Origin of the sequence: Paraburkholderia strydomiana (assembly GCF_031456815.1) — a bacterium.
GTDB classification, from domain to species: Bacteria; Pseudomonadota; Gammaproteobacteria; order Burkholderiales; family Burkholderiaceae; genus Paraburkholderia; species Paraburkholderia caledonica.
The window spans coordinates 72894-99037 of the sequence record NZ_JAVDVL010000005.1 but is presented as its reverse complement, the minus strand read 5'-3'; the positions used below and the strand labels follow the sequence as shown (position 1 = coordinate 99037).

At 62.4% G+C, this 26144-nt stretch carries 22 protein-coding genes; 7 read left to right on the top strand and 15 right to left on the bottom strand.

The genetic code is table 11. The features are described from left to right. Positions 1-269 precede the first annotated feature (269 nt). Positions 270-419, bottom strand: coding sequence for a GntR family transcriptional regulator (locus J2W46_RS15535; protein WP_310354854.1), 150 nt, complete (start codon positions 417-419; stop codon positions 270-272). Between the two features lie 325 nt (positions 420-744). Here J2W46_RS15535 and J2W46_RS15530 point away from each other — a divergent pair, with 325 nt between their 5' ends. From J2W46_RS15530 to J2W46_RS15515, 4 genes are all read left to right on the top strand, one after another. Next, positions 745-1755, top strand: a complete 1011-nt coding sequence (locus tag J2W46_RS15530; protein ID WP_310354853.1) for a zinc-binding alcohol dehydrogenase family protein — start codon at positions 745-747, stop codon at positions 1753-1755. Between the two features lie 16 nt (positions 1756-1771). Next, positions 1772-2905 (top strand): mannitol dehydrogenase family protein, encoded by a 1134-nt coding sequence (locus J2W46_RS15525; protein WP_310354852.1) that lies wholly within the window; start codon positions 1772-1774, stop codon positions 2903-2905. An 87-nt stretch (positions 2906-2992) separates the two neighbouring features. Next, the gene (locus J2W46_RS15520; RefSeq protein WP_310354850.1) at positions 2993-4279 is read left to right on the top strand and encodes an MFS transporter; all 1287 of its coding nucleotides are present in this window, start codon (positions 2993-2995) and stop codon (positions 4277-4279) included. Then, entirely contained in the window at positions 4276-5832 is a 1557-nt protein-coding gene (locus tag J2W46_RS15515; protein ID WP_020065688.1) for a UxaA family hydrolase, read from the top strand. The genes J2W46_RS15520 and J2W46_RS15515 overlap by 4 nt, the downstream gene beginning before the upstream one ends. 331 nt (positions 5833-6163) lie before the next feature. Here the strand turns inward: J2W46_RS15515 and J2W46_RS15510 are convergent, their stop codons facing one another. From J2W46_RS15510 to J2W46_RS15495, 4 genes are all read right to left on the bottom strand, one after another. Continuing rightward, positions 6164-9004 carry a molybdopterin-dependent oxidoreductase gene (locus J2W46_RS15510; protein ID WP_310354848.1) on the bottom strand — a complete coding sequence of 947 codons (2841 nt, stop codon included), beginning with the start codon at positions 9002-9004 and terminating at the stop codon, positions 6164-6166. A gap of 13 nt (positions 9005-9017) precedes the next feature. After that, on the bottom strand, positions 9018-10289 hold the full coding sequence (locus tag J2W46_RS15505) for an NAD(P)/FAD-dependent oxidoreductase (RefSeq protein WP_310354847.1): 1272 nt from the start codon (positions 10287-10289) through the stop codon (positions 9018-9020). After that, positions 10286-10633, bottom strand: coding sequence for a nitrite reductase small subunit NirD (nirD, locus tag J2W46_RS15500; RefSeq protein ID WP_310354846.1), 348 nt, complete (start codon positions 10631-10633; stop codon positions 10286-10288). The genes J2W46_RS15505 and nirD overlap by 4 nt, the downstream gene beginning before the upstream one ends. A 645-nt stretch (positions 10634-11278) precedes the next feature. Next, positions 11279-12112, bottom strand: a complete 834-nt coding sequence (locus J2W46_RS15495; protein ID WP_310354845.1) for an oxidoreductase — start codon at positions 12110-12112, stop codon at positions 11279-11281. 175 nt (positions 12113-12287) lie between these two features. On the opposite strand from J2W46_RS15495, the gene J2W46_RS15490 reads away from it, so the two are divergent. Further along, positions 12288-13199, top strand: a complete 912-nt coding sequence (locus tag J2W46_RS15490; protein ID WP_310354844.1) for an AraC family transcriptional regulator — start codon at positions 12288-12290, stop codon at positions 13197-13199. A 156-nt stretch (positions 13200-13355) separates the two neighbouring features. On the opposite strand, the gene J2W46_RS15485 is transcribed toward J2W46_RS15490, so the two are convergent. The 8 genes from J2W46_RS15485 to J2W46_RS15450 all read right to left on the bottom strand — a co-directional run bounded on the left by J2W46_RS15485 (position 13356) and on the right by J2W46_RS15450 (position 21970). Further along, the gene (locus J2W46_RS15485; protein WP_087752184.1) at positions 13356-13829 is read right to left on the bottom strand and encodes a VOC family protein; all 474 of its coding nucleotides are present in this window, start codon (positions 13827-13829) and stop codon (positions 13356-13358) included. A 471-nt stretch (positions 13830-14300) separates the two neighbouring features. Then, the gene (locus tag J2W46_RS15480; protein ID WP_020065679.1) at positions 14301-14567 is read right to left on the bottom strand and encodes a hypothetical protein; all 267 of its coding nucleotides are present in this window, start codon (positions 14565-14567) and stop codon (positions 14301-14303) included. A gap of 118 nt (positions 14568-14685) precedes the next feature. After that, positions 14686-15528, bottom strand: a complete 843-nt coding sequence (locus J2W46_RS15475) for an IclR family transcriptional regulator (protein WP_020065678.1) — start codon at positions 15526-15528, stop codon at positions 14686-14688. A gap of 70 nt (positions 15529-15598) precedes the next feature. Next, positions 15599-17140 carry an AMP-binding protein gene (locus tag J2W46_RS15470; RefSeq protein WP_310354842.1) on the bottom strand — a complete coding sequence of 514 codons (1542 nt, stop codon included), beginning with the start codon at positions 17138-17140 and terminating at the stop codon, positions 15599-15601. 26 nt (positions 17141-17166) lie between these two features. Continuing rightward, positions 17167-18948, bottom strand: coding sequence for an ABC transporter permease subunit (locus tag J2W46_RS15465; protein WP_310354839.1), 1782 nt, complete (start codon positions 18946-18948; stop codon positions 17167-17169). 10 nt (positions 18949-18958) lie between these two features. After that, complete coding sequence (locus J2W46_RS15460; RefSeq protein WP_020065675.1) at positions 18959-20038, bottom strand: ABC transporter ATP-binding protein; 1080 nt, start codon at positions 20036-20038, stop codon at positions 18959-18961. 10 nt (positions 20039-20048) lie between these two features. Further along, positions 20049-21110 (bottom strand): ABC transporter substrate-binding protein, encoded by a 1062-nt coding sequence (locus J2W46_RS15455; RefSeq protein WP_310354838.1) that lies wholly within the window; start codon positions 21108-21110, stop codon positions 20049-20051. A gap of 98 nt (positions 21111-21208) precedes the next feature. After that, positions 21209-21970 carry an enoyl-CoA hydratase/isomerase family protein gene (locus tag J2W46_RS15450; RefSeq protein ID WP_020065673.1) on the bottom strand — a complete coding sequence of 254 codons (762 nt, stop codon included), beginning with the start codon at positions 21968-21970 and terminating at the stop codon, positions 21209-21211. An 855-nt stretch (positions 21971-22825) separates the two neighbouring features. Here J2W46_RS15450 and J2W46_RS15445 point away from each other — a divergent pair. Beyond that, positions 22826-23593: a glycosyltransferase family 2 protein gene (locus J2W46_RS15445; protein ID WP_204520620.1), complete on the top strand. Its 768-nt coding sequence runs from the start codon at positions 22826-22828 to the stop codon at positions 23591-23593. A 103-nt stretch (positions 23594-23696) separates the two neighbouring features. Beyond that, positions 23697-24116, top strand: coding sequence for a hypothetical protein (locus tag J2W46_RS15440; protein ID WP_088174675.1), 420 nt, complete (start codon positions 23697-23699; stop codon positions 24114-24116). A gap of 91 nt (positions 24117-24207) precedes the next feature. On the opposite strand, the gene J2W46_RS15435 is transcribed toward J2W46_RS15440, so the two are convergent. Both J2W46_RS15435 and pdxA read right to left on the bottom strand, forming a co-directional pair. Continuing rightward, positions 24208-25044 (bottom strand): DeoR/GlpR family DNA-binding transcription regulator, encoded by an 837-nt coding sequence (locus J2W46_RS15435; RefSeq protein ID WP_214875582.1) that lies wholly within the window; start codon positions 25042-25044, stop codon positions 24208-24210. 65 nt (positions 25045-25109) lie between these two features. After that, positions 25110-26111 (bottom strand): 4-hydroxythreonine-4-phosphate dehydrogenase PdxA, encoded by a 1002-nt coding sequence (gene pdxA / locus J2W46_RS15430; RefSeq protein WP_310354833.1) that lies wholly within the window; start codon positions 26109-26111, stop codon positions 25110-25112. Positions 26112-26144 lie beyond the last annotated feature (33 nt).

Below are 26144 nucleotides of genomic sequence, written 5' to 3'. Positions count from 1 at the left end.
TGCGTCTTGGATTCATCCGCACGCCTACCTGAGCGTGCGCTGCAGTCAGTTGACATGAGTAATTCAGCAATTCGCCAGATGTCAATCACGTGTCAACGGCCAAATTAAAAGAGCAAAAATAAATCGACACTTAATTACTTGGCAAAATGTCCGACGATGTTCGAATTAGTCCAAACAATTAATAATCCGCGGCACGCTAATTTTTGCGAGTCGCGAATTTCCCGTAAAAGACATTCATCAGCTTGCGTGGCTGTCACCGCATAACAGCCTTATCTGCCTGTAACATTCAGCTGCAGCGCAAGGTCGCGCTCGGGCGGAAGCCTATCGCCCGTCGGCAGTTGGTTTGTCGCGATATAGGCCCGGATCTGATCCCCGATCAGGTGATAGAGCCGACGCGGCTGTACCGATTTGAGTTCCATGGTCCGAATCCCTGACATACTCAACTGGCCTGACCAAGTACGGTGAAATCACGGGCAAAAGCGCGGGGTTGGCTTGATACCGTGCGTACCAGCCACCCGTCAACTCCGTATTTACCCGCAAATCGTCAAAGTGGCTTGACCAATTCTGACAGGGAAAGTTATTCTACGTTCAGCGAATACAAGGCTAGTTCAGCTTCTGTCCCGGTTTCGATGACATCACGCGGCAACGGCGCCGCTATCAGCGGTAGCCATCCACGCTCTCGCACACGATGTTTCTGTCCTGCTCCAACTTTTCGATAAAAAAGCCCACATAGGTCATTTAGTCATGCTTACAGTTGTCTGCGAGAAGCCCGGCACTCTTCGATCCGAAACGCGCTCGATTCCCGAACGCGGGCCGGGCGAAGTATTGCTGAGGGTCAGGCGCGTCGGTGTGTGCGGGACCGACATGCACATCTTCACGGGCAATCAACCGTACCTTGAATACCCACGCGTAATGGGCCACGAACTGTCGGCCACTGTCGAGGCAGCCGACGCGGAGTCCGGCCTCGCTGCCGGCGATGCAGTCTATGTCATGCCTTATCTGTCCTGCGGCACATGTATTGCCTGCCGCAACGGCAAAACCAATTGTTGCGTGAACATCAAAGTACTCGGCGTGCATCGTGACGGCGCAATGACCGAATATCTGAGCGTACCCGCTCAATTCGTTCGCAAAGCGGAAGGCGTTACGCTCGATCAGGCCGCGATGGTCGAATTCCTCGCCATTGGCGCGCACGCTGTCCGACGCGCGGACGTGAGCGCCGGTCAGCGCGTGCTGGTCGTCGGCGCGGGGCCCATCGGCATGGCTGCGATGATCTTCGCGGGCCTTCGGGGCGCAACGGTCACCGCGCTCGACTCGAGAGCAGACCGCTTGGAGTTCTGTTCCGCGAAGCTAGGCGTGGCAGCGTCGGTCGCCCTCGGTAATGGCGACATTGAAGCGCTGAGCGAGCTGACGGACGGCGAGTTCTACGATGTGGTGTTCGATGCAACCGGCAATCCGGACGCCATGCGCCGTGGCTTCGAATTCATCGCACACGGCGGAAAATATGTGCTGATCTCCGTCGTGAAGGACGTCATATCGTTTTCGGATCCGGAGTTCCACAAGCGCGAAGCAACGCTGCTGGGAAGCCGCAACGCGACGCTCGAAGATTTCGACACGGTACTCGATGCGATGCGTGCGGGCAAAATCCCCGACGCCGCTTTGAACACGCATCGCTTGCAGTTGTCGTCGCTTCCCGCCGATTTCTCGAAGCTGCTCGATCCGTCAGCAGGCGTCGTGAAAGCCATCGTCGAATGCTAACGAACGGAAACCGCGCATGACCAACACGCCCTGTCCAATCCTTCAGTTCGGGACCAGCCGATTCTTGCAGGCACACGTCGATCTGTTCGTCTGCGAAGCCGCGCGTCGCAATCCGGATGACGCGCTCGGAAAGATCGCGATGGTGCAGACCACTGCGAGCACGCAAAGTCGCGCGCGCATCGACGCAATCCGCGCAAACGCGCGCTACCCTGTCCGCATTCGCGGCTTGCATCGCAAGGAAACCGTCGATCTGACCATCGAGTGCGACAGCGTTGCGCAAGCGCTGCATGCCGACGACGATTGGCCGCTATTGCTCGAATACATTCGCGACGAAGTGAAAGTGATCGTTTCGAATACCGCGGACAACGGCTATGCGCTCTTTGCTGAAGACACCGCCTCGGTACTTGACGGCTGCACAGCGCCACGCGGCTTTGCGGCGAAGCTGGCCGTTCTGTTGCACGAACGCTATCGCGCGGGCGGCAAGGCAATCACGCTGCTGCCGTGCGAACTGGTTTCGCGCAATGGCGACGTATTGCGAGATCTGGTGCTTTCGGTCGCGCGCGGCTGGCAAATGGACGCTGACTTTCTGCGCTATCTGACGAACGATTGCATCTGGGTCAATTCGCTCGTCGACCGGATCGTCTCCGAAGCCATCGAGCCCGTCGGCGCCGTGGCCGAGCCGTACGCTTTATGGGCGATCGAACAGCAGGAAGGCATGGTCTTGCCCTGCCGTCATGAAAGCATCGTGGTGACCGACAATCTGGCGCACTATGAACGCCTGAAGCTTTTCCTGCTGAACCTCGGTCATACGATGCTGGCGCAATGCTGGCTCGATTCGCAAGGCGATCCGACCACTACCGTCCTCGACGGCATGCGAAACGAATCGTGGCGCGCAACGCTCGAATCGACATGGACCGACGAGGTGCTTCCCGTGTTCGAAGCGCTGGGCCAGAGTGAGATTGCGACGAAGTATCTCGACGATGTGCGAGACCGCTTCAGCAATCCGTTTCTGGCGCACCGTCTTGCCGATATCGCCAACAACCACCAGGAAAAGAAACAGCGCCGGCTCAAACCCGTTGTCGAACTCGCCAGCGAACTCCGCGTGCGGGTCGAGCAAAAGCATCTCAAGGCCGCACTAGCCGGTGCCTAGTCGTTCATAATCGTTGGCACTGGTCTTATCAAAGCAGGCGGCCCGGCTCCCGGCAAGAGGCCGCCATAAATAAGTAAAGGAGACAATATGCGCAACATGCGTTGGATAGTGATACTGCTGTGCTTTCTTGCGATCGCGATCAACTACATCGACCGCGCGAATATGGCCGTGGCGGCGCCCGCCATCCAGAAAGCGCTGGATATCGGCCCCGCTCAAATGGGTCTTATCCTGAGCGGCTTCTTCTGGACCTACGCGTTGATGCAGATGCCGTTCGGCTGGTTCGTCGATCGCATCGGTGCGCGCATCGCATTGCCGCTCGCGGTGGGCTGGTGGTCGCTGTTCACGGCGCTGACCGCGGCAGCGACCAGCGTCGGCGCCATGTTCGGTTGCCGTCTGCTGCTAGGCATCGGCGAAGCCGGCGCCTATCCTTCGTGCGCGAAGCTCGTGAGTCAATGGTTCAAGCCCGCACAACGCGCGCTTGCCACAAGCATCTTCGACAGCGGATCGCGGGTCGGGTCCGCACTGTCCATTCCGGTGGTGGCGCTCATCATCAGTGGGCTTGGCTGGGAAGCGTCGTTCGTCATCACGGGTGTGGTCGGCTTCGTGTGGGTTCTCGGATGGTTCCTGGTCTACCGGAATCCTTCGCGCGGCGATCTGACCGGCGAGTCCGATGGAGATGCCCCGCAAACCGCCGGTCCCGGGCGGAAGGTTCCGTGGCTCTCGCTCTTCAGGCATCGCACGCTGTGGGGCATGATGCTCGGCTTCTTCTGCCTGAACTTCGTCATCTATTTCTTCATTACCTGGTTTCCCAGCTATCTCGTCCAGACGCGCGGTTTTTCGCTGAAGTCGCTCGGCACGCTCGGCATGATTCCGGCGTTGATGGCGATTCCTAGCGGCTGGCTCGGCGGCTTCGTATCCGACGCGCTGTATCGCCGCGGCTGGAGCCTCACCAAGGCCCGCAAGACCTGCATGGTCGCCGGTATGCTGCTGTCGTCGGTCATCACGCTATGCGCGTTCACGACGAACATCTACCTGATGCTCGCCTTTTTCGGCATTGCTTATGGAAGCCTCGCTTTTGCCGCTGCGAGCATCTGGTCGCTGCCCGCCGACGTCGCTCCTACGCCCGATCACGTCGCCTCTATCGGCGGCATCCAGAATTTCGCGTCTAATTGCGCCGGCATTGTGATCACCACGTTCACGGGCCTGATGGTTTCGTTGACGCACGGCTCGTTCACGATTCCACTGTGCGTGGCGGGAGGATTTTGCGTACTCGGCGCGTTCAGCTACCTCGTCATTGTGCAAAAAATCGAGCCGTTGCCCGTCGAAGGCGATGCATACGACGCCGAACGCAGCCACGCTCATTCAACGGTATGAACATCATGTCCAGTCAATCAACGCAATCCGATCCTGCAGTCATTCGCCTGCATGCAAACGACGACGTCGTCATCGCAACCCGGCAGTTGATGTCGGGCGCGCGCATCGCGTCGGAAGATCTCGTCATCGCCGGACTGATTCCGCCCGGCCACAAGATCGCGACACGCGCTATCGCTGCAGGCGAGCCGGTCAAACGCTACAACCAGATCATCGGAGTAGCAACGCAACCGATCCAGCGTGGCCAGCACGTCCACGTTCAGAATCTGGGCATGGCCGAGTTTTCGCGCGCTCACGAGTTCGGCGTGGCGGTGCATGCAACGCAATACGCCGCCGAGCCCGCGACCTTCATGGGCATTCGTCGCGCCGATGGACGAGTTGCAACACGCAACTACATCGGCGTGTTGACGAGTGTGAACTGTTCGGCCACCGTCGCGCGTGCCATCGCCGATCACTTCCGGCGCGACGTGAATCCGCATGCGCTCGCCGACTATCCGAATGTCGACGGCGTCGTCGCATTGACGCACGGGCTAGGCTGCGGCATCGACACACTCGGCGAGGGGCTTGCGGTTCTGCGCCGCACGCTTGCCGGATATGCGGTTCATCCGAACTTCCACTCGGTGCTGTTCGTCGGGCTTGGCTGCGAGACGAACCAGATTGCAGGCGTGCTCGAGTCTGCCGGATTGAAGGACACGGAACAGTTGCGCAGCTTCACGATTCAGGATTCCGGCGGATCGAAGAAGACAATCGAGCGCGGCATCGCGATGGTCAACGAGATGCTCGCCGACGCTAACCGTGTGAAGCGCGAGCCGTTGCCGGCATCGCATCTGATCGTCGGTCTGCAATGCGGCGGGTCCGACGGATATTCCGGTATTTCGGCCAATCCCGCGCTGGGTGCTGCGGTCGATCTTTTGGTGCAGCACGGCGGCACGGCGATTCTCTCGGAGACGCCGGAAGTGTACGGCGCGGAACATCTGCTCACGCGGCGCGCCGTCAGTCGCGCGGTCGGCGAAAAACTGCTGGCACGCATTGCGTGGTGGGAAGAGTATTGCGCGAGAAACGGTGCGGCGCTCGACAACAATCCCTCTGCGGGAAACAAGGTCGGCGGCCTGACGACGATACTCGAGAAGTCGCTCGGCGCGGTGGCCAAAGGCGGCACGACAAACCTCGTCGACGTGTATCAGTACGCCGAGCGCATCGACGCGAAGGGATTCGTCTTCATGGATTCGCCCGGCTACGACCCGGTGTCCGCAACGGGCCAGGTCGCGGCGGGTGCCAACCTGATCTGCTTCACGACAGGGCGCGGTTCGGCCTACGGCTGCGCGCCCTCTCCTTCGTTGAAGCTGGCGACGAATACCGCGCTGTGGGAACGGCAGGAAGACGACATGGACATTAACTGCGGTGGCGTGATAGACGGGTCCGCTTCGATCGAAGAACTCGGGGAAGCTATTTTCGCGCAGATGCTCGAATGCGCGTCGGGTGTGCCTTCGAAAAGCGAAGTGAACGGCTACGGGCAAAGCGAGTTCGTGCCCTGGCAGTTGGGCGTGATCACCTGAAGACAGCAGCGGCACGCGTTGTCGCTTGCATCGTCCTGCGCCGCCGCGAACGCTCGGCGCGCCATGGGCCACGCAAGCGCGCCGGCCGCGGATTCGCCGCATGCCGCTGCGCTGCGCCACCATCGGCAGCTTCGCCGTTGGAACTGGGTGACACAACGACGCCGGCGTTATGGTCGTCGTTGAATACACCGTTCAGCTCGATTGCACGAAGCATCGCTTGAAGTTTTTTCAGCATCACAGCACAGAGTCCTCATCAGGCATCGCACTCGCGGCCAGCTCATCGCGACGCAGTGTGGCCAGTCACGCGTAACGCCTCACGCGCAACGGCGATTCAAGCCGCACTCAAGCGCGCCAGTTCCGTATCGACCAGCAGCTTCTTCAACTCCGGCACGCACGACCCGCAGTTGCCGCCGGCCTTCAGGCACGCGGTGATCTGTGCGGCGGTCTTCAAGCCCTGCTCGCGAATCGCCGTACAGATCGTATTGCGCCCCACGCCGAAACACGAGCAGACCGTCGGCCCGGTATCGGCGCCCTTGCCTATGGGTTGGCCCGCTAGCACGGCAATCCGGTCGGCTTCGTCGAGCTTGTCCTTCGCAAACAGGCTTGCAAGCCATTCGCGCGCCGGCAAGTCGGGACGCGCCGACAGGAAAACACAGTTCTCGATGCGGTCGTCAACCACATGAACCGCGCGATAGACACCGGCGGTGCGGTCCTCGTATTCGAGCCAGTCGGCATGTGCATCGTCGACGCCCAACAGCGCCCGCGCCCAGGCGCCGCGATCGCCCTGCTCCGAGAGCGGATTGCGGCCCGCGAGTTCATAGCGCACGAACTGCGTGCCGTGAATGCGGGTCCAGTACGTGATGCCGGTGAGCGCCGGAGCGCGCCGGCTCAGCGAGAAGCCGTGCCACGCGACATGAAACTTGTCGACCCGCACCGGCGTATGTTTGAACTCGGGCTCGCCGGATAACGGATCGACCGATGGATTGACCACGGCGCCCACACGCGCGTCGGAAGCCACCTGATCGTTCCAGTGAATCGGCACGAACACGCTGCCGCGCGCCATGCCGCCGCCATATTGCACGCGCGCGACCATCGCACCCCAGCGGCTCGACACGCGTGCAAGGTCGCCTTCGCGCACGCCGCACAACAGCGCGTCCTGCGGATGCATGTCGACGAATGCCTCCGTGACATGACCCGCGAGTTTCTCCGACTTGCCCGTGCGGGTCATGGTGTGCCACTGGTCGCGCACGCGGCCCGTGTTCAGCGTCAGCGGATAGTCGTCGTCGGGCGCGTTAGCCGGCGCGCGCGGCGGCGTAGCAATGAAGCGCGCCTTGCCGTCCGCGTGGCTGAAGCGGCGATCGTCGAACAGACGCACGGTGCCCGGAGCGGCAGGATGGTTGTCCGCGCGCACAGGCCACTGCACGGGTTGCAAACCGGCATAGCCCTCGCTACCGAGACCCACTAGCCCAGCGAGATTGAACGCGCGATGCACGCCGCCGTCTTCAACGCTTGCGTCTTCAGCGCCTGCATCTTCACGGCCCGCGCTGCTCCCGTTACGCCATGCACTCAGCCGCGCATGCTCATCGAAAATCTCCTGCTGGTTCGCGAACTCGAAACCTGCATAGCCCATGCGCCGCGCGACGTCGCAAATGATTTTCCAGTCCGCGCGTGCTTCTCCCGGCGCGGGAAGAAATGCGCGTTGCCGCGAAATCCTTCGCTCGGAATTGGTGACGGTGCCGTCCTTCTCTCCCCAGCCGAGCGCGGGCAGAAGTACGTGAGCAAACGCATTGGTGTCCGTGCGCTCCACAATGTCGGAGCAGACCACGAGATCGCAGCGCGCGAGCGCGCGTTTCGCCTGGTCGCTGTCGGGCAGGCTCACGACGGGGTTGGTACCCATGATCCAGACCGCCTTGATCCGGCCTTGCTCGATCGCCTCGAACAGTTCGACCGCTTTGAGTCCAGGCCGCGATGCGATCGCAGGTGCGTCCCAGAACTGCTGAACGATTTCGCGATGCTTCGCGTTGTCGAGTTCCAGGTGCGCGGCGAGCGTGTTTGCGAGACCGCCCACCTCGCGCCCGCCCATTGCATTTGGCTGTCCGGTGAACGAGAACGGACCCATTCCGGGCTTGCCGATGCGCCCCGTCAGCAAATGGCAATTGATGATGCTATTAACCTTGTCAGTGCCGGCGCTCGACTGGTTCACGCCTTGCGAATACACGGTCACCACGCGCTCGGTCCGCGCGAACAGGCGGTAGAACTCGAGCAGATCGTGAGGATCGAGCTTGCAGGCCCTCGCGCATTGGGCGAGGTCGAAGCGGGTCGCCGCGCCGTTCGAATCATCGTTCACATCACTGGCTGAAGCGGCGGCTAACGCCTCGGCAAATCCGCTCGTATGCGCATCGACGAACTGCGCATCTATCGCGCCGTGTTCCGCGAGAAAGCCAAGCAAGCCGTTGAAGAGCCGCACGTCGGTGCCCGCGCCCAGCGGCAGATGCAGATCGGCCATCTCGCAGGTCGCGGTGTAGCGCGGATCGATCACGACGATCTTCATGTCTGGCCGCGCTTCCTTGATCTTGACAATCCGCTGGAACAGGATCGGATGACACCACGCCGTGTTCGAACCCACCAGCACGACGAGATCGGCCAGTTCGAGATCTTCGTAGCAGACCGGCACGATGTCCTCGCCGAAAGCCCGCTTGTGTCCCGCAACCGATGACGACATGCACAGCCGCGAATTGGTATCGATGTTCGCGCTGCCGACATAGCCCTTCATCAGCTTGTTCGCGACGTAGTAGTCCTCGGTCAGCAACTGCCCCGAGACGTAAAGCGCGACCGCATCCGGCCCGTGCTCGTTGACGATCTTGCGAAAGCCGCCGGCCACCGCATCGAGTGCATCGTCCCACGACACGTCGCGCAAGACGCCGCTCCCGGGCTCGCGCATCTTCGGATGAAGCAACCGTCCGTCGAGTCCGATCGTTTCGCCGAGCGCTGAGCCTTTCACGCACAGGCGTCCGAAGTTCGCGGGATGCAGTTCGTCGCCTGCCATGTCATGTCCGCCGTCTGGCCGCGCGCTGACGCGCACGCCGCAACCGACGCCGCAATACGGGCAGGTGGTCCTGACAGTGTTGCGGCTGTCGTCGGCCGCGCTCGAAATAGCGATGGGGAAACTCACGGTGTCTTCCAGGTCAGGCGGCCTGCGTTTCGCAGAGCGTTTTGCCGAACAGCAAATGGCTGCGCAGCGAAGAAATGTCGGTACGGCTCTGGATCAGGTCGAAATACCACGCGCCTTCTTTCACGTCGCCGTATAGCACCGCGCCGATCACGCGGTCATCTTCGATCACCAGACGCTTATAGACGCCGCGGCGCGGATCGCGCAGCACGAGGTCTTCGCTGTCCGGACCGCCGATGAAATCGCCGGCCGAATACAGTTCGACGCCGGTGACCTTCAGCTTCGTCGCCGTCGCACGTTGCACATAACGGCGATGACCCGCGCCGGCGAGATGTGCGCCGCACACGCGCGCCTGGTCCCAGATCGGCGCGACGAGGCCGAACGTCGCGGTGCGATGCTGCACACATTCGCCGACCGCATAGATGCGCGGATCGTAGGTCTGCAACGTGTCGTCGACGACGATCGCGCGGTCGCAATGCAGCCCCGCCTGTTTCGCGAGGTCGATGTTCGGCCGCACACCGGCCGTCATCACCACGAGATCCGCGGGGACCTCCGTGCCGTCGTCAAAACGCACCGCGGTGACGCGATCCGGTCCGACGATTTCCGCGGTATTCGCCTTCAGCAGGAAACGCAAACCCTTGCGCTCCAGCGCCTGCTGCAACAAGGCCGACGCGCTTCGGTCGAGCTGGCGGTCCATCAGGCTGTCCGTGACGTGCACGACCGTTACAGACATGCCCTGGCGCATGAGCCCGTTCGCGGCTTCGAGACCAAGCAAACCTCCGCCGATCACGACCGCGTGACGATGACTGCGTGCCGCATCGAGCATCGTTTCGACATCCTGAATATCGCGGAACGCGATCACACCCGGCAGAGTGTGACCGGGCACGGGAATGAGAAACGGCTTCGATCCCGTTGCGATCAGCAGCCGGTCATAACCCGCTTCGACGCCATTCCTGGAGCGCACGATGCGGCGCGTACGGTCGATTGCGACCACCGGATCGCCGGCATGCAGACGAATCCCGTTCTCTTCATACCAGCTACGCGAATTGAGAATGATGTCGTCGACGCTCTTCTCGCCCGCCAGCACTGGCGAAAGCATGATGCGGTTGTAGTTGCCGTATGGCTCCGCGCCGAACACGGTGATGTCGTAGAGATCCGGCGCGAGCTTGAGCAGTTCCTCGACCGTGCGCATGCCGGCCATGCCGTTGCCGATCACGACGAGACGCGAGCGTGAGGGCGTTGCCAATGGTATGCCTCGCGGCAAGCGCGCATCGATTTCCGCTTTCATGCCGCGACCCACACCTTGCCGCCCTCGACGCGCACGAGATACGCACTCACCGAATTCTCGGGTGCTTCGAGGCACTCGCCGGTGCGCAGGTCGAAGTGATGCTTGTAGATCGGCGAAGCGACCACGATGCGCTCCCCGAGGCTGCCGATCAGCCCGCGCGAAAGTACCGCCGCGCGCGAGCCCGGATCGAAATTGTCGATTGCGAACACGCCGCCCTCGCCGTCCGCGACGTGAAATACCGCTACCTGCTCGCCGTTGACGAGCGCGCAGACGCCCGTATTCGGAACGATGTCATCGAGCGCGCATACGGGCATCCAGGAAGCCGAAGTCTGTTCGTTGCTCATGCTGGGTTCCTCACTCATGTAGGTAGTTGTCAGGCGGTTCATACGGCGTCATTCGGTTTCATCCGCTCGCGACGCGGTTCGCGACACAATCCGGACGGCAAATAAAAAACGTCCCGCGGATGCAATCGCCAGAGCGACTGTATTCGTGGGACGCCGTTGTCCGAACCAGTAATCTACGAAGGGACTTCTTGCTGCGTGCGGGCCGGATCGTCATTGATCCGCTGCCTTCTTAATGCAAAGCCCATGCCATCGGAGAACAGCAACACAGTCACGGCGCGCAACGCCCGCCGGTTAAGCCACCGCACATGTCGCCGCGCCGAACCGCTCGACCGGAGCAGAGGCATTGCGAGGCATGGAAGCGCAACAATGGTGCGACGCAGCACCGTCTGCGTGCAGCGCATCGTGGCGCGGTGCAACGAGCCGCACGCGGGACGCGTGTGCTGACTGGCGACGCTCTGCCTGTTTGCGGCGGCAAGCGCGTGCTCTATGAGCGCCGCTGAAGCGCATGGCCCACGCGCACAGCGTCCCGGCGTCTGCCAGGTGTCGCCGTGCTTGTGACGGTGCTGCCATGAAGCGCAATCAGAAAGGACCGCCTTGCTTCTTTGTTAGGCATAAGGCGATCACACTCCTCATCCAGCACTACGTTCAGACGTCGGTGGACAGCGTGACGGATTCCCACGCGGCGATTTCATCGGACAATGCCGACAGTTTCGTGCGCACGAGGCTGAGCGCATCGCTGCCCAGCAGCAGGTGCGCGGGCGGCCGCCCGGCAGAGATCGCGGCCAGCATGGCGCGTGCAGCCTTGACCGGGTCGCCGGTCTGCTTGCCGCTCTTCTCTTCGCGAGCCTTGCGCACCGGATCGAACAAGGCGTCGTAATCCGGGATGGAGCGCGGCGTGCGCGCCATCGAGCGGCCTGCCCAGTCGGTGCGAAAAGAGCCCGGCGCCACGGCAGTCACCGCGATGCCGAACGGCTCGACTTCCTTGCCGAGCGCTTCCGAAATGCCCTCGAGCGCAAATTTGCTGCCGCAGTAATAGGCGATGCCCGGCATCGTGATGTAGCCGCCCATCGACGTGATGTTGAGGATGTGGCCACGGCGGCGTTTGCGCATGTACGGCAGTACTGCTTTGATCATTGCCACTGCACCGAACACGTTCACGTCGAACTGCCGCCGCATTTCGCCGAGCGGCGACTCTTCCAGCACGCCTTCGTGGCCGTAACCGGCATTGTTCACGAGGACATCCACTGGGCCGACATTGGCCTCCACTTCAGCCACGACGCCGTCGATAGCGTCGAAGTCGGTCACGTCCAGCACGCGGCCCCATGCGCTGTCAGGTGCAAGCGCCTCGAACTCTCTTTTCGACGCTTCGCTGCGCACCGTGCCAATCACACGATGACCCGCCGCAAGCGCTTCCTGAGCGAGCGCGCGGCCGAAGCCGCTGCTCACGCCGGTGATCAGCAAAGTCTTGGTCGATGCCATGATGCCTCCTTTCTCAAGTTGAACAGGAAGTGCATACTATTCTCTTCAACCCGCCGGTTTGAGGCCGAATCGTGGATTTTTCTTGCCTATTCTTATGACGACCGAAAAAACGCCCTTGGAGGCGCGCGCTGCCAGCCGACCTGCTCGCCGACCTGTTCGTCAGGATCAGCAGAAAATGGCGGCCCTACTGCGCGCACTGGCGCCCCAGGAGGGCTACAACCTGACGGCCTTGCCGGGCGTTCGCATCCTGCGCTCCGACCGGCCGTTGTCGTCCACGCCCGTGCTGTACGACCCCGGCATCGTGATCGTCTGCCAGGGACGCAAGCGCGGCTATTTCGGCGATCAGCTTTACGTGTACGACGAGCAGCACTATCTCGCGGTGTCGGTGCCAGTGCCCTTCACTATGGAGACCGATGCGACGCCGGAGCACCCGCTCCTCGCTATCTACGTGCACCTCGACTTCAAGCTGGCCGCCGAACTGATGGCCCAGATCGAGCGTCATGAAATGCCCAATCACGCGCAAGCGCCGCAGAGCATGATGTCGAGCCCAATGGACGAGGCGCTGCGAGACTCGGTGCTGCGCTTCCTGGAAGCGATGAACCGCCCGCTCGATGCAGCGGTTCTTGGCCCAGGGTTATTGCGCGAACTGTACTTTCGGGTTCTCACAGGTGCGCAAGGCAGCGTGATGCGCGCCGCGCTGGGCATGAACGGGCAGTTCGGCAAGATTGGCAAAGCGCTGCGCCGCATTCATTCCGACTACGCCGACGCGCTCGACCTCGCGGAACTCGCGAGCGAAGCCGGCATGAGCGTTCCCACGTTTCATACGCACTTCAAGGCGATCACGCGTACATCGCCGATGCAGTACGTGAAGTCGACGCGCCTGCACCAGGCCCGCTTGCTGATGTTGCGACAGGACATGACGGCCGAGGCCGCAAGCAATGCGGTCGGTTATGCGAGCACGTCGCAGTTCAATCGCGAGTTCAAGCGGCTTTTCGGACTCACGCCTGCCGCGGAAGCGCGGCGCATGCGGGCAAGTTTCGCCATACCGCCCGCGCACGCCGGTTCGGAGTTTGTCTCTTCGCATTGACGCGGACGGTCGCGCCATCGTTCAACGCGCCGCTACTTGAATCGCGTTCGCTGGCTACACGCGCCCGCCAGGGCCGTGGACAGGCCAGCACCGCGCGAGCCCCGGCTCGGTCCGCTCGGTCCGCGCCCGGTTCGCGCCCCGACTCGGTGCCACGTGCTAGCCCGCAGTGCCTGCGTACGCCGCCTTTAGCGCGGCGACGTCGAACTTCACCATTTTCATCATGGCCTCGGCGGTGCGCCGCGCTTTTTCCGGATCCGGATCGGCCATCATGGCGATGACGTCGGCCGGCGCAATTTGCCACGACACGCCGAAGCGGTCTTTCAGCCAGCCGCACGCGTCGGGCGAGCCGCCGCCTTCGAGAAGCGCGTCCCAGTAGCGGTCGACTTCCGCCTGATCGGCGCAATTCACAAGGAGCGAAACGGCATGGTTGAACGGTTCGTTGCCGGGGGAGCTCATGGCAATGAACGGCTGTCCGAACAGAACGAACTCGACGACCTTCGTCGAACCGGCGCTCGGCACCGGCGTGACGCGGACTATGCGCGAGTCCGGAAAGATGCTTGTGTAGAAGGCCGCAGCCTCCTCGGCTTCGGTGGAGTACCAGAGAAAGGGGGTGATCTTCTGAATCGTCATTGAGCGTCTCCTGTCAGTATCGGCCAGATGAGCGGCGAGGCCGCATGCCGCTATGGGGACGACGAAAGAAGACCATCAAAATCGACACGCCGGGAAGAAAAATACGGCTCGCGAGCCGCCCCCGGATAACGCATCGACTCCGCCGCTCCACCGGAGCCGATTATAGGCAATCAAGCGGGCAATCAAGCGCTTCGCTATCCGTCCGATACATCCCCGCGCGCTCGGTCAGGCACCAAGGCGCTGCCACCGCGAACTACCCGAATCACGGCGCGCGTGGCAATCGGAAAGAGGCCTACGAGAGCAGACACCTCGTGCCGCGCTGACGCAGCGCACTCCCTCACGCGATTCTGCATGCGCCAACGGCCTCCGGGACCGGAAGCATCGGCGACCGCGCGCGCAGCTACATGACGACGCTGACTGCGATCGTAGCGCGCCTTGTCATGGACGGGCGCGCCAGCGTTCTCGCAGCCTTTACTGCTTGACCTCACCCGTTCGGCCCGTCCCGGACGCTCCTTGCGGCGACAGCGCGTTTGCGCGCTTATCCATCAGCGTTCCCGGTTTGTTGCCGGGCGCGCCCATGGCCGCGGGCTCGTCGACGGTGTGCCCGGCCTGTCCAGGCTGCGCCTGCGTGCCGCTCTGCGTGCCACTGTTCGCCGGCGCGTTACCGCTTTGCTGCGCATAGACCGTGCTGCTCACGCACAGCACCAACGCGACACCTGCCACTTTCAGCATACTCATGACTGTCTCCCGATTTCACGGCGCTCGCCGTTTTCAAGGAATCCAGCATGGCGCGTGCCGCGAACCGAATTACGGCGCGCAAAGCCCGGCACAACCGGGGGAAGTAAGAACAGCGCCGCTATTCGACGCGCCGCCGTGTGGAAATTGCAGAGGCCGTTGAAATGACCAGATCGGCGAAGCGCTTCTCGTCGCGATCCGCCTGCCAGCGCGAGCGGGCCACCGCAATATTGACCGCGCCGATGCCGCGCCCGTGCGCGTTCGTGATCGCCGCCGCCGTCGAAATATCGCTCACGAAGTATTCGTCTTCGGTATGCGCGTAGCCCTGCTTGCGGATCTGCGCGATCCGCTCTCTGATCTTGCGCGGCTGGTAGACGGTGGACGCCGTGTACGCCACGAGATTCGTGCGCGACAGAATGTCGTCGATTTCGCCGTCGGCGAGCGTCGCCAGAATAGCGAGGCCGGGCGCGGTGCAATAGGCGGGCAGCCGCGAGCCCGTGATGACATGTGCGTTGAACACGTTGCGGCTCACGATCCGCAGCACGAACACGATGTCCGTATCGTCCAGCACGGTGAGGTTGGTTGCCTCTTCCGTCTCGGAGCCGAGCTGCTGCAGATAAGGCGTCGCACGGCTCACGAGATCGTTCGACGTGAGATAGTGATACGTGAAGTCCAGAAGCCGCGGCGACAATTCGTACTTGCGACTGTCCGGGTCTTTGAAGAGATAACCGAGCGCAGCGAGCGTATAAGTGAAGCGCTGCGTCGCGCTCATGTCGAAACCCGTGAACGACGAGATTTCCGAGAGCGACAACTGACGCTTGCTGCCGTCGAACGCGGTGAGCACCTTCATCGCCTTTTCCACGGACTGCACGTAAAGCGAAGACGCGGTCGGGTCGACGGCTTCGGCCGACGGCTTTGCCGCAGAAGTCTTGCGCTTGCGCGGGGCTTTGGGCTCGTCGCTCATCAGGTCAGTTCGTATCCGGTTTGAACGGAGAATTATCGCATAGCCCTAAAACGTTATCTATATACGATAGCTACTGCTTTGCGGTAGCGAGCCGGTCCCACGCATTCCCAGTGTCGCGGGACAGCAGGTGTTTCTTCACGCGCTCGCTCGCCGTCATCTCGAAGCCGGCCACCGCGCGGTAATAGCGCGGCAACTGGAAACTTGCGAGCCGCTCGCACGCCCACGCGTGCAATGCTGGCCACTCCACCGGTTCGTCCTTGAACTGCACGTCGAGCAAGATGTCCTGCTCGCCGATCGCCGACGCGACACCAATTGCCGCGCTAGCGCGGATCGCCGGATGCGCCGCAAAAATGCGTTCGATTTCCCAGGCGGACACGTTCTCGCCGCGCACGCGCATGCTGTCCGTCTGTCGGCCGATAAAGAACAGATCGCCGTCCGCATCGCGGCGCGCCCGGTCGCCGGTATGAAGCCGGCCGTTGCGCAAAGCGGCTCTGGTTGCGTCGGGATTCTTCAGATACGCCGGCAAAAAAGTGCCCTCTACCTTGCTTGTCAGCACAATCTCGCCCGCCTCGCCCTCTTTCACCGGACGGCCATTTTCATCGAGCAATGCGATGTCGATCCACGGCAACGCACGGCCGATCGAACCGGCCTTGCCCGTCACGTTCGCCGTAGCGAAGCTCGAACATTCGGTCATGCCGTAGCACTCGCGCAGCGACACCTTCAACCGCGTATGAATCGGCTCCCACGATGATGCGCTCACGCCCGCGCCCCACGCAACGCGCAACGTGTGCTTTACGGGTTGTTCCCTCTCGGGCAACTGCATCAGGATATCGAGCACGCCGCCGAGATAATGGAGTTGCGTCGCGCCCGCGCGCTCGATCTGCGTCCAGAACTGCGATGCGGAGAAGCGCGGCACGGCGTGCAGCGTCACGTTGGCAAGAAACGGCAGCAGCAGCATCTGAGCACCGCCGATGTGGCACAACGGCTCCCACAGAAAGAGCCTGTCGCTGTCGCGCACGTCCGCCACGCGAAGTGCCGCCTCGCTCGCGATACGCATCATCCGGTGCGTGAAGACGACACCTTTCGGCGCGCCGGTCGTACCGGACGTGTAGATGATGCACAACGGATCGTGCACGCCGATAGCCGGCGTCGCGAATTCCGCGCTCGTATCGTGCGCATCGAATGCCGGCAGATGCGTGCGGCGCGCCGCGCCGCAATCGAGCTGCGCCGTCACCGCGTCGAATTCATCGTCGACAACGAAGAGCTTGGGCTCTGCATGCTGCAGCAGATATTCGAGGCCCGCCGCGCGCAGCTTCGTGTTAACAGGCACCCACACCAGACCGCTCAAATGCAGCGCGTAGATCAGATGAATATGCTCGGGACTGTTGCCGAGCATCACGGCAACGCGGTCGCCCTGCCTCAGACCTTGCGCGGCAAACCAGCGCTGCAATTGCACGACGTGGCGCGCGGCGTCTTCGCACGAAATCGCGCGATCCTCGAAGTGCACGATGGTGCGCGCGGGGTCGCGGCGCAATCCCGCCGCGAGCAGCGGTACGCAGTCGAGTTCGTCGTTGGTGTGCCGGTGAGCGAAATATTCTGGATAACGATGCATGTGTGAACCGGTCGAAATACGAAGACTCAGCGCGTCTTGCGCTTGAGCCAGGAGGAAATCGCGACGACGAGCGCGATCAGAATGACGAGCGTTGTCGACACGGCTGCAAGTGTCGGCGTAATCGCAAGCTGGATGTCGTCCCACATCTGCTTGGGCAGCGTCGAGTTGATGCCGCCGGAAACGAAGATCGCAATCGTGAGGTCGTCGAACGAAACGAGGAATGCGAACAGGAACGCAGCCGTCACGCTTGCCATGAGAAGCGGCAACACGATCGACGTAATGCGCCGCAATGGCGACGCGCCCATCACGCGCGCGGCGTCGTCAAGGCGCCAGTCGAAGCGTTGGAAGCCGGCAGCGAGCGTGACGACCACATACGGAATGGCGAGCACCGTATGGCCGATCACGAGGCCGAGGTTGGTGCCTGTAAGGCCGAAGCGTCCAAACAGATAAAGCAGGCCGACTGCCACCACGATACGCGGCACGATCAGCGGTGCGACCAGCAGCGCGAAAATCGGCTTGCTCGCGCGGCGCGGCATGCGCGTCATCGCGAGTGTGGCGCCGAAGCCGAGCAGCAGCGACAGCAGCGCGGTGCCGAGACCGACTTCGAACGAGCGGATGATCGCGCTTTGCCACACCGGCGAATCCATGAACGTGCCGAACCAGCGCACGCTGAAAAGCTTCGGCGGGAAAGAAATGTAGTCGCTCTTCGTGAATGCATAGGGGATCACGGAAAGCACCGGCACGACGAGCACGATCATGATCGCGCACGTATAGAAACCGAGCGGGCTGACCGCGCGCGCGCCCTCTTCGGCGTGCGTCTTGCGGCGCATCATGAACGGCGCGGACACGCGCCCCGCCGCGATCAGAAGCGCGAGTTTGATGCCTTGCGCACGCGAGCCGCGCTGGCGTTCGGCGACTTCGCCGGTGAGCGACGTGAGACCCACCATGCGGTCGTACACAAAGAAGATCACGATCGAGCAGACCAGCAACACGGTCGACAACGCGCCGGCAAAGCGCATGTCGAAAAGCTCCAGCACCGACGAGATCACGAGTTGCGCGATCATCGTCTCCTTCGGCGAGCCGAGCAGCGCCGGCACGATGAAGAAGCCGAGGCTCGATATAAACACCAGCAGGCCGGCCGCCGCGACGCCCGGCGAGGACAGTGGCAGAAACACCGTGAAAAAGCTCGTGCTGCGTTCGGCGCCGAGCGTTTCGGCGGCTTGCGTGAGCCGATCGTCGATGCCGCGCATGACCGGCAGCATGGTCATCACGGCGAGCGGCAGCATCGAATGCACCATGCCGATCAGCACGCCGGTGAGCGATGGAATCGTGCCGCTCGTCTCGCGCACGAGGCCGAGCGATAACGCGATGGTCGACAGCACGCCGGTCTTCGAAAGCAGCAACATCCATGCGTAAGTCTTCACCAGATAACTGGTCCAGAACGGCAGCATGATCCACAGCAGCCAGCGTTCGCGTGCTCGCTCAGACAGACGGCTCAGCATGTAGGCAACCGGATAGCCGAGCAGAATGGATAGCGCCGCCGTCATGAACGAAATGGCGAAGGTGATCCACAACACTTTGGCGTAGACCGGTGTGCGTGCAATGCGCTCGAACTGCGCGAAGCCGACCTGCCCTTCGGCGCTGACAAGTCCGCCTTGAAGAATTTCGCCGACCGGCACGATAAAGAACACCAGCAGGAACACTAGCGTCGGCACGATCGGCAAAAAGCGCATGCAGCGCGCGAGCCACACGGAGCGGCCGCGGCGCGAGGCTTCGTTCTCGCGGTGCGCGTGAAGAGCGATGGTCATCGTGGTCCTCTCAGGCCTGCAGAAGCGTCGTGCGATACGGGTCCCACACGAGGCCGACCTTGTCGCCGATGCGCGGCGAGAGGCTGCGCTCGCAGCGCACGGTGAGTTCGCTGCCGTCGTTCATCGCGAGTTGCACACGTGTATCGCTGCCGAAGAACACGATGTCCGCAATCGTGCCGTCGACAAAGCCGCGTTCGGGTTCGACAAGTCGCGGCGCCTCCGGGCGGACCAGCAGCGTGTGACGGGTGCCGGCCGCGCCGGATGCAACGGATGCGTTCATTGCGTTCATTGGCAGCGGAATGCGGCCGCCCGCCGCGAGCAGAATCGCCTCGCCGCTTGCGCCGCGCGTATCGTCGAGCGCGCCTTCGAGCAGGTTCGAATGACCGATGAAGCCGGCCGCGAAGCGCGTCGCGGGACGGTCGTACAGATCGGCAGGCGTGCCCACCTGCTCGATGCGCGCCTGATTCATCAGGCAGATGCGGTCGGACAGTGTGAGGGCTTCGTCCTGATCGTGCGTGACATATACGAACGTTGCGCCGAGCTCCTTATGCAAGCGGCGAATCTCCGACTGCATATGCTCGCGCAGTTTCTTGTCGAGCGCGCCGAGCGGCTCGTCGAGCAGAATCACCGAAGGCCGGTACGCAAAGCAGCGCGCAAGCGCGATCCTCTGCTGTTGGCCGCCCGACAATTCCTTGGGAAAGCGCTTGGCATATTCGGTCATGCGAACCATCGCGAGTGCGTCGTCGACGGCCCCGCGCACTTCGTCGCGCGACTTGCGTCGCATGCGCAAACCGTACGCGACGTTGTCCCACACGCTCATGTGCGGAAAGAGCGCGTAGCTCTGAAACACCATGCCGATGCCGCGCTTGCCGGGCTCGACATGCGTGACGTCGCGCCCGTCGATCTCGATACGGCCCGCGCTCGGCGCGACTAGGCCCGAGATCATCTGCAACAGCGTGGTCTTGCCCGAGCCCGACGGACCGAGCAGCGTCAGGAACTCGCCGGCCTGCACGGCGAGGTCCGTCGGTTCCAGCGCGACCGCATCGCCGTAGCGCTTTGCAATGCCGATCGCCTCGAGCTTCGAACTCATGATGCGGTCCTTACGAAATGATCCAGGAATTGAACCGCTCAGTGACTTTCTGACGGTTCGCTTCCCACCATTGAGGGCTCGGCAGCCGCATATCGCGAATGTTGTCGGGCGCCGTGGGCAACAACGTCGCGCGGTCTTTGGAGATCGTCTCGAACGCTTTCTTGTTGGTCGGACCGTAGGCAAGCGTGCGTGTGAGCAGCGCCTGACGCTTCGCGTCGGCGCAAAAGCGCACGAACTGCTTTGCGGCGTCCGCGCGCGGCGTGCCCTTCGGAATGCCCCACCCTTCGATCGAATAAAGACCCTGGTTCCATACGATCGTGACCGGCGCGCCGCCGTCCTTCGCGGCTTGCGCGCGGCCGTTCCATGCCGAGATCATGTCGACGTCGCCGCTCTGGATCGCCTGCATGGCTTGCGCGCCCGAGGTCCACCAGATGTTGACGTGCGGCTTGATCTTGTCGAGGCTCCTGAACGCGCGGTCCACGTCGAGCGGATAGAGCTTGTCGAGCGGCGCGCCGTCGGCGAGCAGCGCCTGTTCGAGCGTGTCGAGCGGACTGCGCCGCAGGCAGCGGCGGCCGGGGAATTTCTTTACGTCCCAGAAGTCCGCCCACGATTTCGGGCCGTTGTCCTTGAACTTGTCCGCGCGATACGCGAGCACCGTCGAATACACGTCGACGCCGAGCCAATTCGGCGTGATCGCGTCGGGCATGATGTCCGGATAGTCGCTCGTCTTCAGGCCGATGGGTTCCAGCAGACCTTTCGATTCAAGGTACGGAATATCCGCCGACAGCGTGAGCGTGGTGACGTCCCACACATAGTTCTTCGTCTGCACCATCGCCGCGAATTGCGCGACCGGCTGCGATTCACGCGCGACGCTCACGACCTTGATGCCGGTTGCTTTCTCGAACGGATCGTAGAACGCTTCGCGATAAGCGGTCGTATAGGGGCCGCCCGGGTCCGACACCACGATCTGCTTCGATTGGGCTCGCGCGGCGAGCGGCATCGCGCTCGCCACGGCAAGCGCGCCCGCGCCATGAAGAATGCGACGGCGCGTTGCGTTGAAGTCTTGCGTCATTGTTCAGGTCTCCCGCACATGGGTTGAGATTGGAACGGTGCGACTTTGACTCGATTCTGGCGGCCTCGGGCTGCGCATTCGGCCCCGCTCGCGGCCGGCTACTTTCCGCGCTTACGGAAGAACTCTTCCATCATGCGAGCGGGTTCGCCCGAGTCGTACGCTTCGCGCTGAATGCGCTCCCCCGCTTCGATGCAGTCGACGAACCCCGGCTCTGTCATCTCACGAAAGCGCTGCTTGTCGAGACGCATCGCGACCGGCGGCTTCGCGGCGAGTTCGGTGGCGATTTCCAGCGCCTTGTCGAACACCTTGTCTTCGTCGACCAGATGATGGATGAGGCCGATGCGATGACACTCGTCCGCGTCCATCAGACGCCCCGTCAGCGTAAGTTCGATGGTGCGCGACATGCCGAGCATCGAGTTCATGATCCAGGGGCCGGTGGTGCTGGCAATGCCCGCATTGATTTCCGGCTGGCCCATGCGCACACCTCTATGTGCGACGCGAATATCGCCGAGCAGCGCCACCTGGAATGCCGAGCCCGCGGCTGTGCCGTTCAGCGCCATGACGAGCGGCTTCGCAAGGCTGCGCAGCGCCGTGTAGTAGCGCTGCCATTCCTTGACCCACGCCACCGCGCGTTCGCCGTCGAAATCATGTGCTTCCGACAGGTCCTGGCCCGCCGAGAACGCCCGGTTGCCCGCCCCCGTCATGATGATCGCGGCGACGTCGGGGTCGTTGTTAAAGCGCTCCAACGCCTCGATGATCATTTCGCGCATCGGCGTGGTCCACGCGTTTAAACGCTCAGGACGATTGAGAGTGATGACCGCGACGCGGCCGTGATTCGAGAACAGCACGTCATTGCTCATGGGTTATCGCATCGCAATAGTTGATGGTGTAATGCAATATAGGCGCATCAAAATTAAGGTGCAAGCGGGTTTACCAGAGAGATGATCGGTGAAGCTCTCTAGCGCACGCTCTGCGGGTTTCGAGCGCTTAATAGTTAGTTGGACGATCGGACACAACCGCGTCGAAGTGCGCGGTGGAGCTTGGTTTAATAGAGGGAGGATTGGCACCGCGGCGCTGACGCACAACGGCATTGCGCCGCTGGAAACGATCACGACAGATCGCGGATCGCGGAGCACGGAACAACAGAGGCCGCATCGATGACAAAATCGACGCGCAGAAAAAAGCCGCAGACAAGCTGCGGCGAACAAACACACACGCCGAACGTTTGGGAACGCTGACGCCTGATGAATCGTAGCCACGTTTGCGGGGCATGAACATCGGGTGTTTTGTATGAAAGCATGCGCTGAGCGCGTCAGAAGCTTGTGGCACGTGCGTGTCGGCGCAACTGGCTCTTCGTCAAGTCGCGAAAAAACAACGCGAAGCGCACGACGGATTACCAGATACATGGCGGGCGATGGAAGCGATCGCCGGTCGACATCCGCGCAACAATGTAAAATCACACGCCGGTCGAATGCTGCAACCCCGCTGCAACCCCTATTCGCGCAGTCACCGCGATGCGCGTGTATCGCTTCGTCACCAGGCCACGCTGTGCGAACGTGCAGGACGGTTCCCGCGTGGCGTCTTTGGCTTCCATCTCGTTCGCAAGACTGCGGACGATTCCGTGTTCAGCACGAAATTGATTCGGCGCGACGACCAACGTGCTCGCACCGGGTGGTAAAACGCCAGCCGGTCCAACTTATTACTCAGGTTTCAATTTGACTCCACTATCCGTCTACGTTCTCACATACAACAGCGAGCGTTATCTGGACAAGGTTCTGGCGGCCGCGAAGCGTGTCGCGGATGACCTGCTGGTCGTGGATAGCGGCAGCACCGACGCGACGCTGTCGATTGCGGCCAGACACGGCGCGCGAATCGTGCATCGGCCGTTCGATAATTTTCGAACGCAACGGCAGTTCGCCAACGGGCTTTGCCTTCACGAAACCGTGATGTTTTTTGATAGCGACGAAATCGCAAGCGACGCGTTAATCGACGAAGTGCTCGCACTGAAAGCCCGCGGTTTCGATCACGAAGCGTATGCCGTCAGGCGCGATTGGGTTGTCATGGGCAAGGTCATTCACGCGCTGATGCCGATCTCGTCTCCGGACTATCCGATCCGCATCTATCGTCGCGCCACGCTGCGTTTCACCGACCATAGCGTTCACGAAACGCTGACCGGTTACGAGAACTGTGGGCGAATCGAATCGCCGGTCGTTCATCGTACGTTTGAGACCGCGAGTGAGATGAAGACCAAGCTCGATCTGTACACGGACCTCGCCGCAACCGACCTGCTGGATAGAAGAGACCCGGCTCGCGTTCTGTGGCTCAAAAGCTGGTTCAGCCCTTTGGGCGCATTCCTGAAGTGGTACATCCGCAAAGGCAATGTCCGCGACGGTCGCATCGGCCTAACCCTCGCGCTTTACGCTTCGTCCTATACGCGGCGAAAGTATCGCAAAGCGCTCGTGCAACTCAATGCAAATCGTTGAGGTGCTTTTTTCTGTCGGCGCGTGAGAGCAGAATGAAAAGCCGCCGCCCACACTGAACCGTGCGATCTGCCCAGGATCGCACCCTGCCGACCGGGAGTTTCGTATGATCGTATCGATGAATACGTATTTCGACGTTCCCGGCGGCTTGCGCACGGGCACCGTCGGGCTGACTCTGGCTTTCGTCGTTTCCACCGCGGGCGCGGCGTCGAGCTGTCCGACAGTGATCACGACGCCGGGCGGCAGCGCGTTCGACATGGCCTCGCTCATTTCGGACAACGGCTCGCCGGCAGCGGCGCTCGCGAAGCTGCGCTCGGTGTTGTCGAAGCTCGGCTGGGGAAGCCGCTGCAGCATGCTCCGAAACGTGGCCGCATGCGAGGAAACGGTCGAGCTTGCGAAGCGGGCAGTCGTCGCGCTCGAAGCTTGCGCCGGCTCGACGCCGCCCACGACGCCGCCCAATACGGGCGCCGACAAGCCGCGCGAACAAAGCGGCGACCGGGGCCAATCAGCACGACTCGGCGAATAAAGCCGTAGGCGAGGCTACCTGGCGATTCGCGCGATGCTCGTTGGTTGTTCTACCCACGCCATGCGCGACATGCGTCACTGCGATTCGTACTTCAGTCCGAGGCAGCGGCCGTACGCCGAAGCGCGGCTTCGACGGGCGTCGCCGCAAGCGGCGAACTATCCACATCCGCTGTTTCCACGACCACGCGTTCGAGCGCTCTGAACGGCGCGAGTAGCGCCTCGTCCGCGACGCTCGATGTAATGAGCCGCCAGTCGCGTTCGAGAGGAGTCCAGTGTTGTTGCCGCGAGCGGCCGAGTTTGTCGGCGTCGGCAAGCACGAGAACCTGCGCCGCGCGCCGGATGATGCAGTCTTTCAGATACGCTTGCTGCGCGCTGGCTTCGCACAGCCCGAATTCGGCGACCACGCCATCCGCGCCGAGAAACGCCTTGTCGACGCTCAAACGGCTCAGCGAAAGTTCGGCAAGCGGCCCGAGCGTGCTCATGCTCGAACTGCGCAAGTCGCCGCCGATCAGCGTCAGATGCACACCCGGAGCGTTCGCGAGCGTCATCACGGCAAGCAGATTATTGGTGACCACGTGAAGATCGACGCGCGAGCCGAGATGCCGCGCGAGCGCGGCGCAAGTCGTGCCGCCGTCGAGCAGCACCGTATCGCCGTCGTGCACATGCGCGGCAGCCGCCCGCGCAATCGCTTCCTTCTGCTCGCGCTGCGTCGCCTTGCGTTCCTCCAGCGACGCCTCCGGCTCATGCGAGCCGATCAGCGCGGTCGCGCCGCCATAGGTGCGCACGAGACGGCGCTGGTTCGCAAGCGTCGTGAGATCGCGCCGGACCGTTGCCTCGGACACGCCGAGCGCGGCGCTGAGTTGTTCGACGTTGGCGTCGCCGGTCACAACGAGATCGAGAATCGCGCGATGGCGCTCGGACGCTTTCATGGCTGTCATCTGCAGTAAAAGAGGCTGCCGATCTTACACCACGGCTGCCCGCTATTTGCCCTGCTTCAGCCGCGCCGCGTGGCGAGTTCCGCGCCCTGGCGAAGTGCCTCGAGCAAGCTGCGCTCGTCGGCGATGCCCTTGCCCGCAATGTCGAATGCTGTGCCGTGATCGACCGACGTGCGGATCACTTCGAGGCCCACGGTCACGTTCACGCCGGCTTCGAGGCCGAGCACCTTCACCGGGCCGTGGCCCTGATCGTGATACATCGCGACCACCAGGTCGAAATCGCCGCGGCCCGCGCGGAAAAACAGCGTGTCGGCGGGCAGCGGCCCCGTCACGTCGAGCCCGCGTTCCTGCAGCACTTTCACCGCCGGCACGATCTTCTCTTCTTCCTCGCCGTAACCGAACAGGCCGTTTTCGCCGGCGTGCGGATTGATGCCGCACACGCCGATGCGCGGCTTCGCAATGCCGGCCTTCACGAGCGTCGCGTTACCCCGTTCGATGGTGCGTTGTACGAGACCCGGCTCGATCTTGCGGATCGCGTCGATGATGCCGATATGCGTGGTCACATGAATCACGCGCAGTTGCGGCGCGACCAGCATCATCGACACCTCGTCCACACCCGTGAGATAAGCGAGCATTTCCGTGTGGCCGGGAAACTTGTGGCCGCCCGCGTGCAGCGCTTCTTTATTCAGCGGCGCCGTGCAGATCGCGTCGATCTGCTTCGCCTCGGCGAGTTGAACCGCGCGCGCGATGAACTGATAGGCGGCGTCGCCGGCGACTGCCGACAACTGGCCGAACGGCATGTCGGCGGGAATCAGGTCGAGGTCGATGCAGTCGATCGTGCCCGGCTCGTAGTGCGCTTCGGCCGCTTCCTTGATACGGCGGATCCTGGCGTTGCCGCCGACGATCTCGTTTGCGCGCTCCAGCCTTCGCGCGTCGCCGATCACGAGCGGACGGCACTGCTTATAGACGATGTCGTGCGCAAGGCTCTTGACGATGATCTCCGGGCCGACGCCCGCTGCGTCGCCCATCGTGATGCCGATGACTGGAAGGTAATTGCTCATGATGTTTTGCCTGGTCCTTGATGTCTGCCTAAC